Origin of the sequence: Brevibacillus aydinogluensis (assembly GCF_961514395.1) — a bacterium.
In the GTDB taxonomy this organism is placed as follows: domain Bacteria; phylum Bacillota; class Bacilli; order Brevibacillales; family Brevibacillaceae; genus Brevibacillus; species Brevibacillus aydinogluensis.
The window spans coordinates 3,671,833-3,687,500 of sequence record NZ_OY569118.1 but is presented as its reverse complement, the minus strand read 5'-3'; the positions used below and the strand labels follow the sequence as shown (position 1 = coordinate 3,687,500).

Genomic DNA, 15,668 nt, shown 5'->3' with positions numbered 1-15,668 from the left:
ATCCTCGTGTCGGCGGTTCGATTCCGTCCCGAACCACCATTTCCTTTCATAGGATTTTGCCGGTGTAGCTCAATTGGTAGAGCACCTGACTTGTAATCAGGGGGTTGTGGGTTCGATTCCTATCGCCGGCACCACGTATCACGCATTGGGGTATCGCCAAGCGGTAAGGCAACGGACTTTGACTCCGTCATTCCTAGGTTCGAATCCTAGTACCCCAGCCATTTTCATGAGCCATTAGCTCAGTTGGTAGAGCATCTGACTTTTAATCAGAGGGTCGAAGGTTCGAGTCCTTCATGGCTCACCAGTTTTTACAACCCCACAAGTGAGCAATGTACTTGTGCATCATCGGTTTGCTTTGCGGGGACCCCAAGACGTATGCGGGTGTGGCGGAATTGGCAGACGCACCAGATTTAGGTTCTGGCGGGAAACCGTGGGGGTTCAAGTCCCTTCACCCGCACCATAGCAGATCGGGAAGGTTTGCGAATCGTGCAAGCCTTTTACACTGTGATGCAGCATGTTCCAGTATCTTCTTTTGGAAGATTTGCCTGTGAAAGCTGTGCTGTACTGGATCTTTTCATTACTCATCTTGAATACCATGCGGACGTAGCTCAATTGGTAGAGCGTCGCCTTGCCAAGGCGAAGGTCGCGGGTTCGAGACCCGTCGTCCGCTCCATTATTTCTGCTCTCTGTACGTGCGTCGGAGAGACATCTTGCTTATGTGCCCTTAGCTCAGCTGGATAGAGCGTTTGACTACGAATCAAAAGGTCGGGAGTTCGAATCTCTCAGGGCACGCCATAACATTGCATATCGAACCGCAGAGTAGGAGAACTTCCTACTCTTTTTTTCTATAAGCGGTTTCTCAATTTTACAACTATTAACGTTTTTTTCCTTGTCACTGCCAAGCTAATCCAGTACGTTAGGAGTAGATTTTTTCGACTAAAGTCGCGGATGGTCATGGACAAGCTGTCAGGCCATTGCGATTGCCGTACTGGACGATAACACGGGAACAGGAGTTGTGTCACCATGAATCAAATGAAATTGGAACAGACTCACCCTGCTGTGGAGAAATTGATTGGGAATATCGAGAACGTGTTGATTGGCAAACGGTCGATCATTGAGTTATGCGTGACGGCCATCTTGGCAAACGGCCATGTATTGTTGGAAGACGTTCCGGGCGTGGGCAAAACTATGCTGGTCCGTGCGTTGGCTCGCTCGATCGGGGGGGACTTCAAACGCATTCAGTTTACGCCTGACTTATTGCCGACGGACGTGACGGGCGTGGCGATCTATAATCAAAAAAGCATGGAATTTGAGTTTCGCCCCGGTCCCATCTTCGCCAATGTGATTTTGGCCGATGAAATTAACCGGACATCGCCCAAAACCCAGTCGGCCTTGCTGGAAGCAATGGAAGAACGCTCGGTCACGGTAGACGGAGTGACGTATCGGTTGGCGGAGCCATTTTTCGTTATGGCGACGCAAAACCCCCTGGAGTACGAAGGAACCTTTCCGCTGCCGGAAGCGCAGCTGGACCGTTTTCTCCTGCAGCTTCGCCTGGGCTATCCCACAGTGGACGAAGAAATGCGCATGCTGAACCGCTTTGCTGCAGCCAATCCGCTGGAACAGCTGGAGCCGGTGATGACTGCGGACGATCTGGCCGAGCTGCAGCGCCAGGTCGCCGCTGTCAAGGTATCGGAGTCGGTCAAGGAGTATATCGTCCGCCTGTGCCACCGGACGCGCGATCATCACCAGGTCTACTTGGGCGTCAGCCCACGGGGCGCGCTGGCGCTGTTCCGAGCTGTGCAGGCGCTGGCGTTCGTACGCGGACGGGATTACGTCATTCCCGATGACGTGAAGGAACTGGTGCCTGTGACCTTTGCCCACCGGATCATTCTCAAACCGGAAGCGCGTCTGGAAGGAGCGACAATCGACCGGATTCTGTCCGCGATCCTGTCGGAAACTCGCGTGCCGGTCAGCTAGAGGCGGTGACGCGTATGAAAGAATTGATATCCGGGAAGAGCAAGGCACTTGTGCTGATCGCGATCACGTACGCGTTTGCCAAGTTTCAAGGCGGATTTGCCAGTTGGTTTTTGTTCTACAGCTGCCTGGTATTCTTGGCGTACGAAGTGCTTGCCTTTTCCCTCATGTTTACCGGCCTTGAAGTTGAACGTGAAATCGATCGTTCGCGCCTGCAAGAAGGAGAGGACGTGATCGTGACCGTCCGGCTGAAGCGGAGGATTTGGTTTCCGCTGGGGTGGAACATGGTGATCGAACCTCTGCCCGAACGGCTGGCCGGTGTGTATGAGCCGCACCGTCAGCTTGTCTTTCCCTGGTTCAAGCGCAGCGTGGAGTTTCGCTACGTCATTCCGGGACTGCCGCGCGGCTACTATCACCTGGAAGCATGCGTCATCAGCGGCGGCGATTTTTTCGGGTTTATCGAGCGGCGGCGAACGTTCCCCCTCTCCAACGACTTATTGGTCTATCCCCGCTACCGGGAGCTAAACAGCTGGTCGTTGGGAGACGGCAACTTCAGCGGGACGATTCACGTCTCGCACCGCTATTCGGATGATGTTGCGGCAGTGCGGGGCGTCCGGGACTATCAGCGCGGCGATCGGATGAGCCAGATTCACTGGCGGGCGTCGGCCAGGGGAACCGGGCTGAAGACAAAGGAATTCGAGCACCAGGCGATGAACCAGGTCGTGTTTTTTCTCGACGTGGAAAAAGAGCATTATCAGAACAAGCCGTTCCAGCTGTTTGAAACAGCAGTCAAACTGACCGCCAGCCAGACCGCGTACGCCAACCGCAACCAGTATCACTACGGATTGGTGTACAAGCAAAAGGATCGGGTGGCCATTCCGCCGGCCTGTTCTCCGACGCATTTTTTCCGGGTATTTGACCAGTTGGCCCGCGTCATGCCGGAGGGGACGGACTCGTTTGTCCGCATCCTTCGTCGGGAAGCGCTGGAGCAGCCGCCGGGCGTGACGCTGACAGTGATCACGGCCTGCCTCGACAAGGAGCTGGTCGACCTCCTGACCCGGTTGTCCCATCGAGGCCGGCGCGTCCAACTGCTGTATGTGCACGACGATCCTTTGTTGTCGCTCGACGAGAAGCAGGCCCTGCGGCTGCTGGCATCAGGCAGGGTCACCTGCAAGGCGGTTCCGATGAGCGATGTCGAAGAATGGAAGCGGATCGGAGGTGCGTGACGTCATGAGCGTATGGAAGCGACCCAAAGGATTTGAGTGGATCGCGGCGCTGCTCTTGTTTCTGATGCTGCGGGAGTGGCTGCTGCCGCTTCAGGAGCTGACTGACACCGGCACCCTGGCGCCGTTTTTGGTGATTGCCGCTGGCGTACTGCTGATCGACCTGGTGGTGCCGTACCGCTGGCTGACGTTTCCGGTCAAGCTGGTGGGCCTCCTGGTGATTTTGCACAGCAGTTTTTTTGCCATCTCGTTTTTCGACGGGCAATGGCTGAGAGAGCTGTTTGTCCGGGTCGTTCACGACCTGCCGCTGGCGCTTCAACAGGAGTGGACGGCCATGACGCCGCTCTCGCGCAATGCGCTGTTTGATCTGCTCCTCGTGGTGTTGATTTCGATGCTGTCGTATCTGGTGCTGGAACAGCGGCAGGGGCTGTGGTTTGTCTTTCTGACCGAACTGTACCTGGCCGTGCTGGATACGTTTATGCCGTATGAAGCAGACGGGGGGATCGTCCGCACCCTTGTGTACGGATTTTTGCTGTTGGCTGTCACCCAGCTGCTCGTCATGTCCAACAAGGCGCCCATTACCGGCGGTCGGCGCTGGACGCTGTGGAAATCCTTGTTGGCACCAGTGCTGATTGTGGCGGTCACGGTCGGCATCGCCAACGCGGCGCCGAAAAAGGAAGCTTCCTGGCCGGACCCGATCGCGTTTCTCACTGGACAAAAGGGCGGTCTTGGCGACGGGTTGATGAAAAAGGTGGGGTACGACAACAACGACGAGCACCTGGGCGGTCCGTTTACGATGGACGAGACCGTGGTGTTCATGGCCATCACCAATGAGCGCTCCTATTGGCGCGGCGATTCCAAAGACGTGTATACGGGGAGCGGATGGAAAAAAAGGGACGGGGAGTTCGACGAGATCCTGACCCCGAAATCGTATCGATGGAATCACGCGCTGTTTGAGGGGATGGAGACGAAAGAGGTAAAGGCTTCGCTGGAATTTCAGGGGCCGAAGTTTCCGACCGTCTTTTACCCGGGACAGTTGAAACAACTGACGGACTACACCCCGTCGAAGGCGACGCTGGTGTACGACAAGGAACATCAGCATGTGGAAGTGCGGAACGGCACGATCAGACTGGTGAAGCAGTCCGGAAGAGGAGCGGCGGTGGGCCCCCATACGCAGATGTTGAATCTGGACAATTACCAACTGGTGGCGGAAGTGCCGATCATCAGTGAAAAGGCGATGATCCAGGCGGGCACCGACTATCCCGAAGCGATCAGGCAGCGCTACCTGCAGCTTCCCGACAGCCTGCCGCCGAGAATCCGCGATCTGGCCCAACAGGTGACCAAGGACGCGAAAACACCGTACGAAAAAGTGCGGGCGATCGAGAATTACCTGCGCACCAGCGGAGAATATAAATACGAGACCAAGGATGTGCAAATGCCCGCACCGGGCGAGGATTTTGTCGACCAGTTTCTGTTTGAGACCCGCAGGGGGTACTGCGATCACTTTTCCACCTCGATGGCCGTGATGCTGCGGACGATCGGCATTCCCGCCCGCTGGGTAAAAGGCTTTGCTCCCGGTCATCGGGTCGGCAGCGACGGCAACGGGAACGAACTGGTGGAGGTGCGCAACAAGGACGCCCACTCCTGGGTGGAAGTGTACTTCCCGGGTCACGGCTGGATTCCGTTTGAGGCGACCAGCACGTTTGTGTCGCCGATCCGTGTAAAATACGACCGGCAGACGACGGAGCAGCAAGCGCCGCTCCCGCTGCCAGACCTCGGCGGAACAACGGCCGAGGAGCGGAGAAACGGACGGCTTGACGAGTTGGAAGGATCAGTCGGCACCTCTGGCTCGTCGATTGACATTCCGTGGCAGGTGTACGCGTTTGGACTGGGACTGCTGGCTGTGGCCGGGGCGGTGGCCTGGAAGCGCAGGCGGCACTTTGCTGTCTGGTGGCTGCAGCACCAGATGAGCAGCTATCCGAACGACAGGTACGAGGATCGCTACAGGCTGCTGCTGCGTTTGGTGGAGCACCTGTACAGCCGCCGCCGACAGGGGGAAACCCTGCGCGAATACGTCAGCCGCCTGGTCATCTCCGGCGACAAGCGGCAGGACTTGTGGTACCTGACCCATGTGTACGAGCGCATGCTGTACGGCTATAAGGATATCGAAGCCAAGGCACGCTCGGTGGCGGAACAAGTGATCGAACGGCTTACCCGTCAACTGAAACCTTGAACATTCACCCGCAGTCTGTTAGAATGTCCTTCAATGAGACTCGTATAATCTCAGGGATAGGGCCTGAAAGTTTCTACCGCTCGACCGTAAATCGAGCGACTACGAGGAGAGGACTTCGGATTTTTGTACATGCAACCGCACAAGTGTACACAAACTGGGACTCTGCCTCCGCGTCGGTAAACCGGAGGCGACAGTCCCGGTTTTTTTGGGGCCGGACCTTAGCGGGCCGTACATCCGAGGGCAGGGTGGAAACTTCCGGTGACAACCTGGCGTAAACAGGATAAGGAGGATATACATGGACAAGCCAATGGAAATGGTCGTCGTTCTGGATTTTGGAGGGCAGTACAATCAGTTGATCGCGCGGCGTGTTCGCGACCTGGGCGTGTACAGCGAGCTGCTGCCCTACAATACGCCGGTGGAAAAAATCAAGGAGATGCAGCCGAAGGGGATTATATTCTCCGGCGGTCCTGCCAGCGTGTACGAAGAAGGGGCGCCCAAGGTGGACCCGGCCATTTTTGATCTGGGCGTGCCAGTGCTGGGCATCTGCTACGGCATGCAGTTGATGAGCCACATGCTCGCCGGCAAGGTGGAGCGCGCCGGGAAGCGCGAGTACGGCAAGGCTGAGCTTCGCCTGCAGCAGCGACACAGCCTCTATGACAAGTGGGACGAAAACGAAATCGTCTGGATGAGCCACTCCGACAAAGTGGTGGAGCTGCCGGAAGGGTTCCGCGTGGATGCGGTCAGCGACAGCTGTCCGGTAGCGGCGATCAGCAATCCGGAGCGCAAGCTGTACGGCGTTCAGTTCCACCCGGAAGTGCGCCATACGGTAAAAGGAAACGAGTTTATCGCCAACTTCCTGTTTCATATCTGCGGCTGTGAAGGCACCTGGAGCATGACCACCTTTATCGAGGACGAAGTCAAGCGCATTCGCGAAACCGTGGGTGACAAGAAAGTCCTGTGCGCGCTGAGCGGCGGGGTCGACTCCTCCGTCGTGGCGGCATTGATTCACAGAGCGATCGGCGATCAGCTGACCTGCATGTTCGTGGATCACGGCCTGCTGCGCAAGGGAGAAGCGGAAAGCGTCATGGAGACGTTCGCCGAGAAGTTCAACATGCGCGTGATCAAAATTGACGCACGCCGCCGCTTCCTCGACAAGCTGAAAGGCGTCACCGATCCGGAGCAGAAGCGGAAGATCATCGGCAACGAATTCATTTACGTCTTTGACGAAGAAGCGTCCAAGCTGACCGACATGGAGTTCTTGGCGCAGGGAACGCTGTATACCGACATCGTGGAAAGCGGAACGGCAACGGCCCACACGATCAAGTCCCACCACAATGTGGGCGGTCTGCCGGAAGACATGAAGTTCAAGCTCATCGAACCGCTGAAAACCCTGTTCAAGGACGAAGTGCGCAATCTGGGGACCGAACTGGGCCTGCCGGACGAAATCGTATGGCGCCAACCGTTCCCGGGACCGGGTCTGGGGATTCGCGTCCTGGGCGAAGTAACGGAAGAAAAGCTGGAGATCGTTCGGGAATCGGACGCCATCCTGCGAGAAGAGATTGCCAAAGCGGGCCTGGAACGGGAAATCTGGCAGTACTTTACAGCGCTGCCCGACATGAAGAGCGTGGGCGTCATGGGCGACGTTCGCACTTACTCCTACACGGTGGGCATCCGCGCGGTCACCTCGATCGACGGCATGACGGCTGACTGGGCGCGCATTCCTTGGGATGTGCTGGAGAAAATCTCCACCCGCATCGTAAACGAGGTAGAGAACGTCAACCGCGTCGTGTACGACATCACCTCCAAGCCGCCGGCAACCATTGAGTGGGAATAACCGGATATTAATCGATAAGGAAAAATTAACGTTCGTATTTTCCGTTGACATTAAATATTCTTCCTGATACACTTCTCGTTGTGAACAGGTAAGGAAGAAGGTTCGTATAATCCCGGGAATATGGCTCGGGAGTTTCTACGAGGTCGCCGTAAACGGCCTGGCTACGAACGAAACGTCAACGGGATGCGTCTGCAGATCTTATCATTCTGTTTTGCCCGGTGTGTTTTGTTCGGAGTCGAGGCGTTGTTTGCGCCTCGACCTTTTTCATTTGCCGCAAACAATACTTGGGGGGTCTATTCGGTGCGGAAGTATTTTGAATTTGACAAGCTGGGCACCAACTACCGCCGCGAGACAATCGCCGGCATAACCACGTTTTTGGCCATGGCCTACATCCTGGCTGTCAATCCGTACATGCTCAGCGGGGCGGACCTGCCGCCGGAGCTGAAAGCGAACTATCCGGAATTCGGAGCCGTCTTTACCGCGACTGCGCTGGCAGCCGCCATCGGGACGCTGGTGATGGCTTTTGTCGGCCGTCTGCCGATTGCGCAGGCGCCGGGCATGGGGCTGAACGCCTTTTTCACCTACACCGTCGTGCTGACGATGGGCATTCCCTGGCAGCAAGCGCTGGCCGGCGTATTTCTCTCCTGCTCGATTTTCCTGCTGCTGTCGCTGACCGGCATCCGCGAAGCGATCGTCAACTCCATTCCGCAGGGGCTGAAAAACGCGGTATCGGCCGGGATCGGTTTGTTTATTGCCTTCATCGGACTGAAAAATGCCGGTATCATCGTCGACAACCCGGCAACATTCGTCTCGCTCGGCCATCTGACGATACAGGAAGGCATGAAACCGGAAGAGATTTTGGCTGTGAAAAACGCGCTATTGGCCGTATTTGGCCTGATTCTCACTGCGGTGCTGATGTCCCGCAAGGTGAACGCGGCCATTTTCATCGGCATGCTGGTGACCGCCATTGTCGGGATGTTCTTTGGGCTGGTCAACCTGCCGGAGAAGATCGTCTCCATGCCGCCGAGCCTGGCACCTACGTTCGGCGCTGCGTTCCAGTACCTCGGCGATTTCTCCGCGCTGTTCAGCATGAAGATGCTGATCGTGGTATTCACGTTCCTGTTTGTGGACTTCTTTGACGCGACCGGTACGCTGCTGGGTGTGGCCAGCCAGGCAGGTCTGTTGAAAGACGGCAAACTGCCGCGTGCGGGCAGCGCCCTCGCTTCCGATGCAATCGCCGGGATGGCCGGTGCGGTGCTTGGCACGTCCACGACGACCAGCTACATCGAGTCGGCTGCGGGTGTAGCCGCCGGCGGACGGACCGGATTTGCCTCCGTGGTCACGGGTGCGCTGTTCCTGCTGGCGCTGTTCTTCTCGCCGGTACTCGCGGTTGTCACGCCTGCGGTAACGGCTCCGGCACTGATCATCGTCGGCGTGCTGATGGCGTCGCACATGGCGAACATCGCCTGGAGTGAGATGGAGGAAGCGTTCCCTGCTTTCCTGACGATTCTGATGATGCCGCTGACCTACAGCATCGCGTCCGGGATCGCCGCCGGATTTATCGTCTACCCGATCACCAAACTGCTGAAAGGCAAAGGCCGCGAAGTGCATCCGGTGATGTACGTGCTCTTCTTCGTATTTTTGGCGTACTTCATCTGGCTGCGGGAATAGAAACAGCATCACAAAGACTGTCGGCGCCTCGGCGCAGCAGTCTTTTTTTGCGTGAGATTGCGCAACGGATATCCGATATTGATCGATTGAATGATTAAAAACGAATGTTTTGATATCATGAAATTATTAACGTTCGGAATCAAGGTTGACAGGCGATCGCTCCCCCTGTTACACTGAAGATGTTGATAAGCGTGAGATCCATACTAGCCAGCCCAGGCGATGAGCGGCCAATGCGCGGCCGATGTCGTTTGGGTTTTCTTCTGACATTGACAGAGAGGAGCGAAGTGTGTCATGGTCAAACCGTTGGTGGGTGTCATCATGGGCAGCACGTCGGACTGGGAGACAATGAAGGACGCCTGCGCGATTTTGGACGAGCTCGCAATCCCGTACGAAAAGAGAGTGGTGTCGGCGCACCGCACGCCCGACCTGATGTTTGAATACGCCGAGAGCGCCAAAAGCCGCGGCCTTGAGGTGATTATCGCGGGAGCGGGCGGCGCTGCCCATCTGCCCGGGATGGTGGCGGCCAAGACGGAACTGCCGGTGATCGGCGTACCGGTCAAATCATCCAGCCTGAACGGTTTGGACTCGCTGCTCTCGATCGTACAAATGCCGGGCGGCGTGCCGGTGGCCACCGTGGCGATCGGCAAGGCAGGCGCGGTCAACGCCGGATTGCTGGCGGCCCAGATCCTCGGCATCAAGTATCCAGAGATCCAGGAGCGGTTTGTCGCCAGACGGGACGCGATCCGCAAGAATGTGTTGGAGGCAAGTGAATTGGCATGACGAACAGAACTCCGATCAAACCAGGCGCAACCATCGGGATTCTCGGCGGCGGCCAGTTGGGGCGCATGATCGCGTTGGCCGGCCGGGCCATGGGATACCGTTTCGTCACAATGGACCCGACTGAGGACGCGCCCTGCGGCCAGGCGGCCGACCGGCAGATCGTCGCCCGCTACGACGACGTGGATGCGGCCATGCAGTTGGCGAAGATCAGCGATGTGATCAGTTACGAATTTGAAAACGTGGACGCGCGCGTGGCGGAAGTGCTGGAAAGCCAGGCCTATGTCCCGCAGGGCAGCCGTCTCTTGCGCATCACCCAGAACCGCATCCGCGAAAAGACGGCGATCGCGGAGCTGGGGATTCCGGTGGCGCCGTTTCGCGTGATTGACTCGCTGGACAGCCTGCGGGCGGCGATTGCCGATCTGGGTCTGCCGGCGGTGATGAAAACAGCTACCGGCGGCTACGACGGCAAGGGACAGTGGGTCCTGAGAAGCGAAGCGGAGCTGGCCGAAGCGTATGATACGTTGTTCAAAGCGGGCACGGAACTGATCGTGGAACAGTTTGTGCCGTTTCAACTGGAGTTGTCCGTGATCGCGGCGCGCAATCCGTCCGGTGAGCTGGCCGTTTTTCCTGCGGCGGAAAATGTACACCGGGAGAACATTCTGCACCTGTCCATCGTGCCGGCGCGGGTGCCGGACGACATCCGGCAGCGGGCGGAAGCGATCGCCCGGACCATCGCCGAACGGCTGGACGTTGTCGGCCTGATCGCGGTCGAGATGTTTCTCACCGCAAACGGGGAACTCTATGTAAATGAGCTGGCCCCCCGTCCGCACAACTCCGGCCACTACACGATGGATGCCTGCGTCACTTCGCAGTTTGAGCAGCACGTGCGGGCCGTGTGCGACCTGCCGTTGGGCTCGACGGAACTGCTCTCCCCCGTGGTCATGGTCAACATCCTCGGGGAGCACCTGCAGCCGGTGCTGGACCGCATCGACCAGCTGCCGCGGACGGCCAAGCTGCACCTGTACGGCAAACACGAAAGCAAGCCCAAGCGAAAAATGGGGCATATAAACGTGCTGGCGCCCAGCGTCGAGGAGGCGCTGGCGCAGATTGATCGACTGGAAATCTGGACGAACCAAGCGGAGGTAAACCATGATTGATCGTTATACGCGACCGGAGATGCGCGCCATCTGGACCGAAGAAAACAAGTTCAAGGCGTGGCTGGAAGTGGAACTCCTCGCCTGCGAGGCGTGGGCCAAGCTGGGCGTCATCCCGGAGGAAGACGTGAAAAAGCTGCGTGAAAACGCCGGCTTTGACATCAAGCGGATTTACGAAATCGAAGAGGAGACGCGCCACGACGTCGTTGCCTTCACCCGCGCCGTCTCGGAAACGCTGGGCGAAGAAAAGAAGTGGGTGCACTACGGCCTCACCTCCACCGACGTGGTGGACACGGCGCTCTCCTACCTGCTGCTTCAGGCCAACAAGATTTTGGAAAAGGACCTGGAGGACTTTATCGCCATCCTCGCCGACAAGGCGCGCGAGCACAAGGACACCGTCTGCATGGGACGCACCCACGGCGTGCATGCGGAGCCGACCACCTTTGGCCTGAAGCTGGCGCTCTGGCACGAAGAAATGAAGCGCAACCTGGCTCGTTTCCGCGCGGCGAAGGAAGAAGTGGCGTACGGCAAAATTTCCGGAGCGGTGGGCACGTACGCCAACATCGACCCGTTTGTGGAGCAGTACGTCTGCGAAAAGCTGGGACTGAAACCGGCCCCCATCTCCACGCAGACCCTGCAGCGCGACCGTCACGCCGAGTACATGGCGACGCTGGCGTTGATCGCCACGTCGCTCGAAAAGTTCGCGACGGAAATCCGCGGCCTGCAAAAGAGCGAAATGCGCGAAGTGGAAGAGCCGTTCGCCAAGGGACAAAAGGGTTCGTCGGCGATGCCGCACAAGCGCAACCCCATCGGCTGCGAGAACATCTCCGGCCTCGCCCGCGTCGTGCGCGGCCACATGCTCTCCGCCTACGAAAACGTTCCGCTCTGGCATGAACGCGACATCTCCCACTCCTCGGTGGAGCGCGTCATTTTGCCGGATGCGACGCAGCTGTTGAACTACATGCTGCGCCGCTTCATGAACATCGTGAAAAACCTGACCGTCTTCCCGGAAAACATGAAGCGCAACATGGACCGCACATTTGGCCTGATCTACTCGCAGCAGGTGATGCTGAAGCTGATCGAAAAGGGCATGAGCCGCGAGCAGGCGTACGACACCGTGCAGCCGCGCGCCATGCAGGCGTGGGAGGAACAGCGTTCGTTCCGCTCCATTCTGGAAGAGGACCCGACCGTGACCGCCACGCTGACCAAGGAAGAGCTGGACGACTGCTTCGACTACCGCTATCACCTGAAGCACGTGGATACGATTTTCAAACGTCTTGGACTGCTGTAATTGCTGCAAGCTGCGCATACAAACGCTCCCGGCGGGAAGCCGGGGGCGTTTTTTTTTGTTATTCGCTTGCGAAAGTCTTCAGTCAGTCAAAAAATACCCTTCATATTCCTTATTGTTGTTGATGACAGTAAATTGAGAAATAACTCTATAATGCGAAATAATAAAAACATTATATGGAAAATATCAATTGACAGAAAATAAAGAATTAAATAACATACAGACAAGGAGGTGATTGGGAATGTTTCAAAAAATTTCAAATTTGTTTGGGGTAGCTCCTATGTACGAAGCTTGCGACAGACCTGGATTCATCGGTGGCCCCAAATATGTATGCGAGTTGGCCACTTGGTCTGACTGTTTCTCGGATTACGGTACCAAAACGTATATTAAGTACACGTATGACACGAGAAGCGGTGAACGATGTGAGGAAACTAAAGTGAGATGCTGCTAACCATTTCATCAGCAAAGATCAGAGGTTCATAGCGCAAACGCCATCAAAATACTTGTGTGGTAGTGGAAAAAGGAGGCCTTTATGAAGGCGACCTCCTTTTTCCACTATCTATGAGCAGACACATATGTTCAGGTGGGGGATGTAATGATTTTTACTTCATATATTGTCTTGGCTTTAGGATGGGGGATCCTGTCGGCTCAAATCGTTATGTTCCTCAAAAAGCTAAAAATGGAGATCTCCTTTCTTCCCCAAGCGCGTTACCGGTCGAAGCCCATTCAACAATCAGTTGGGAAATCGATTGGTGACATGTTGGCTTTACCGGCTGCCGTAAAAGATAAGATATCTGTTCTGTTAGTATCATCGCCGACTTGCCCGCCTTGTCATGAAGCATTGTCCGAATTTTTGCGCGAGAATGAAAGATGGCAACTACCGTTTGCTTGTATAACAGAAGCAGATGAAGCGGAATACTTTCAAAAATTTTATGACGACTATAACCGTTTTGTGGATATTATACCATTTTACAGAAAGAATCTGAAACGGCTTGGTATCACGAAATTCCCTACATTTCTTGTCATTAACCAAGAGGGAGTCGTACTTCGCGAATTTTTGCTGGTTCCTTATTTGATGAAATACCTGGCACAAACCATTGGCAAAACAGGTGCAGGAAATGAAAAGTAGTTATCTTGTGAGAGCGATTCAATTCGTGTGGCAAAGAGGAAAGTGGTGGATGATCGCATCCGTCACATTAAGTATTGTAAACGGTTGCTTCCCGTTTCTAACTTTGTGGATTTCAAAAGAGTTAATTGATGAAGTCACTCGTTTCATCCAGAGTGATACATGGGAGTATGTTGCTCTGGTCTGGTTGCTGATCGGACAATTTTCAATTACAGTTCTTTCATCTTTAAGCAAGAATATTAAGGAATATTTAGATAAACAGATGGTATATAAAGTAGAATTTGACGTTCAGCACATGATATTGGCAAACACCTCGTCAGTTCCCGTCATGTATTTTGATCTGGCAGAATATCACAATCATTTGCAACGGATATCGGGGGGAGGATCAAGATTTTTATCACCTGTACGAACCATGATTGATATGTTTGAAGCTGCACTCAGTTTGTGTTCGTACGCGGCCTTTTTGATTGTAATTCATTGGAGCCTTTTGCTTGTAAGTCTTTTAGCGACAATTCCCATCTTTTTGGTTCAAGCAAAATATAGTCAACTCAGATACCGTCTCCATGTAAAGCAAAACCCGGTAGCCCGTGAGGCGGAATACTATAAATACCTGCTGCAGGATCGAACATCGGCGAAGGAAATTCGGTTGTTTGGGTTGGCTTCCTTCTTTCTCAATCGATGGATTGAAAAATTTGTACAGAATGCGAGCGAAACCCTTCGATTGGAAAGGAGGCAGCAGGGGGCAGAGGTTGGCATGGAGGCTGTTTCGTCCTTTTTTTACATGGGCATGGCAGTTGCTCTGATATGGTTGGCACGCACAACGAAAATGAGCATTGGCGATTTCATTGCTATTATCCAGGCGATACAGGGAACACAAGGAACATTGAACCGTATCTCCACGCTTCTTGCAAAGTTGTATGAAGAGAAGTTGTACATCAAAGATTTTTATCAATTTTTTGAGATTAAGGAACCGCGCATCGAGATTAACAAGGGTCAAGAACCATTTCCTACTCCCATCCAGAGGGGAATCACGTTTGAAAATGTTTCGTTCCGCTATATTCATGGTGACCGGGATGTTTTGTCCAATGTTTCCTTTCATATTAATCCCCAGGAGAAGATTGCCATCATAGGGCAAAATGGGTCGGGAAAAACCACGTTGATTAAATGTCTAATGGGCTTGTACCCCCCTCTTCACGGACAGATTAAAATAGATGGAAAAAATATCTATGACATTGACCAAAAACAATTGCTGAGTAACATTACAGTGATTTTCCAGGATTTTATTCGATATCATTTAACGGTTCGAGAGAATATTGCAGTTGGCGATATTAAGAGAATGGATGATTGGGAGAGGATTCAGGCCGTTGCAAAAGTAAGCGGAACAGACTCCTTCATTCAACAATTCGCGCTAGGATATGAGACACCCTTGGGCAGACTACTGGTGGACGGAGAAGACCTCTCAGGTGGGCAATGGCAAAAAATAGCATTAGCGCGAGCCTTGTTTCGCGACAGTCAAGTAGTGATTCTAGACGAACCGACCGCTTCGCTCGACCCAATAGCTGAAATGGAAATTTTTCAAAACTTTAAACTCCTTGCTGATAAGAAAATCGCCATTTTTATTTCGCACCGGATGGCAGCATCCAGAATGGCCGACAGAATTATTGTCATGAAGGAAGGAAAAATTGTGGAAATGGGTACACATGAAGAGTTGATGGAACTCAGGCAAGAGTATTACCACATGTATACCATGCAGGCACAATGGTTTTCCGCAGAAAGCGAATACACGAAGGAAGTGGTAGGATGGAGGAACTGAGTTTATTTGCACGAGTGATTCTGGGAACCCTGTTTTTGAGTACAAGTGTCACGAAATTCCGAAAAAAGGAGGAGCATGTAGCCACTGTTATCAACTACCGAATCCTCCCTCCTTCTCTCGCATATCCGTTTGCACGTGCGGAGATGGCAACAGAATTGGCGGCAGGGATTCTGTTATGTGTCGGTTTGTTTCAACAGGCTGCTGCTTTGCTTTGCATATTGCTTCTGGCCGTCTACTCGTGCGCGATCGCAATAAATCTCGTGCGTGGGCGCAGGGAGGTATCTTGCGGTTGTGGCGGTATTGCAGGCAATCACACCCTGTCCTGGTGGCTTGTGTTGCGCAATTTCACTTTGATGATAATGGGAGGATGGCTTTTCCTTTATCCGTCTGCGTGGGTAAGTACGGACAACTTGTTGAGAGGAGAGCCTTTCAAGCTTTTTTATCCACGAATCTTTGAAGTCGTGATTGTTTCATGGTTGGTTGTAATGATGGTTATCATCTCCAATCACCTTTGGGAATTATCAAAACGAATCAAGAGCTTCCGGAGAAGCTAGCTTAACTCATGCGGGGAG

At 54.4% G+C, this 15,668-nt stretch carries 11 protein-coding genes, 7 tRNA genes and 2 riboswitches (1 of these 20 running past the window's edge); all 18 genes read left to right on the top strand.

Translation table 11 applies throughout. The annotated features are described in order from the left end of the window. Positions 1-39: transfer RNA gene (locus Q7F15_RS18205), tRNA-Phe, on the top strand (it extends 37 nt beyond the left edge of the window). Between the two features lie 19 nt (positions 40-58). Then, a tRNA-Thr gene (locus Q7F15_RS18200) sits at positions 59-134 on the top strand. Positions 135-146: 12 nt separating this feature from the next. Further along, positions 147-221 (top strand) — tRNA-Gln (locus tag Q7F15_RS18195). A gap of 7 nt (positions 222-228) precedes the next feature. Continuing rightward, positions 229-304, top strand: a tRNA-Lys gene (locus Q7F15_RS18190). A gap of 73 nt (positions 305-377) precedes the next feature. Beyond that, positions 378-460, top strand: a tRNA-Leu gene (locus tag Q7F15_RS18185). A 137-nt stretch (positions 461-597) separates the two neighbouring features. Beyond that, a tRNA-Gly gene (locus Q7F15_RS18180) sits at positions 598-673 on the top strand. Positions 674-718: 45 nt separating this feature from the next. Continuing rightward, positions 719-795: transfer RNA gene (locus Q7F15_RS18175), tRNA-Arg, on the top strand. 228 nt (positions 796-1,023) lie between these two features. Further along, positions 1,024-1,977 (top strand): AAA family ATPase, encoded by a 954-nt coding sequence (locus Q7F15_RS18170; protein ID WP_171567589.1) that lies wholly within the window; start codon positions 1,024-1,026, stop codon positions 1,975-1,977. 14 nt (positions 1,978-1,991) lie between these two features. After that, entirely contained in the window at positions 1,992-3,200 is a 1,209-nt protein-coding gene (locus Q7F15_RS18165) for a DUF58 domain-containing protein (RefSeq protein WP_171567588.1), read from the top strand. Positions 3,201-3,204: 4 nt separating this feature from the next. Next, entirely contained in the window at positions 3,205-5,430 is a 2,226-nt protein-coding gene (locus tag Q7F15_RS18160; RefSeq protein ID WP_304414768.1) for a DUF4129 domain-containing transglutaminase family protein, read from the top strand. 20 nt (positions 5,431-5,450) lie between these two features. Further along, positions 5,451-5,552, top strand: a riboswitch (purine riboswitch). A 173-nt stretch (positions 5,553-5,725) separates the two neighbouring features. Then, on the top strand, positions 5,726-7,264 hold the full coding sequence (gene guaA / locus Q7F15_RS18155) for a glutamine-hydrolyzing GMP synthase (RefSeq protein WP_304414767.1): 1,539 nt from the start codon (positions 5,726-5,728) through the stop codon (positions 7,262-7,264). Positions 7,265-7,346: 82 nt separating this feature from the next. After that, a riboswitch (purine riboswitch) is annotated at positions 7,347-7,448 on the top strand. Between the two features lie 116 nt (positions 7,449-7,564). Then, entirely contained in the window at positions 7,565-8,935 is a 1,371-nt protein-coding gene (locus tag Q7F15_RS18150; protein ID WP_171567585.1) for an NCS2 family permease, read from the top strand. A 291-nt stretch (positions 8,936-9,226) separates the two neighbouring features. Beyond that, positions 9,227-9,715, top strand: coding sequence for a 5-(carboxyamino)imidazole ribonucleotide mutase (gene purE, locus Q7F15_RS18145; protein WP_171567584.1), 489 nt, complete (start codon positions 9,227-9,229; stop codon positions 9,713-9,715). Beyond that, positions 9,712-10,872, top strand: coding sequence for a 5-(carboxyamino)imidazole ribonucleotide synthase (purK, locus tag Q7F15_RS18140; protein ID WP_171567583.1), 1,161 nt, complete (start codon positions 9,712-9,714; stop codon positions 10,870-10,872). Before purE ends, purK begins: the two co-directional genes overlap by 4 nt. Further along, positions 10,865-12,160, top strand: coding sequence for an adenylosuccinate lyase (gene purB / locus Q7F15_RS18135; protein WP_171567582.1), 1,296 nt, complete (start codon positions 10,865-10,867; stop codon positions 12,158-12,160). Before purK ends, purB begins: the two co-directional genes overlap by 8 nt. 592 nt (positions 12,161-12,752) lie before the next feature. Further along, a complete protein-coding gene (locus Q7F15_RS18130) occupies positions 12,753-13,286 on the top strand; it encodes a TlpA family protein disulfide reductase (RefSeq protein WP_171567413.1) in 534 nt (177 codons plus the stop codon). A gap of 49 nt (positions 13,287-13,335) precedes the next feature. Beyond that, positions 13,336-15,096 carry an ABC transporter ATP-binding protein gene (locus Q7F15_RS18125; protein ID WP_304414766.1) on the top strand — a complete coding sequence of 587 codons (1,761 nt, stop codon included), beginning with the start codon at positions 13,336-13,338 and terminating at the stop codon, positions 15,094-15,096. Beyond that, on the top strand, positions 15,084-15,650 hold the full coding sequence (locus tag Q7F15_RS18120) for a MauE/DoxX family redox-associated membrane protein (RefSeq protein WP_171567415.1): 567 nt from the start codon (positions 15,084-15,086) through the stop codon (positions 15,648-15,650). The genes Q7F15_RS18125 and Q7F15_RS18120 overlap by 13 nt, the downstream gene beginning before the upstream one ends. Positions 15,651-15,668 lie beyond the last annotated feature (18 nt).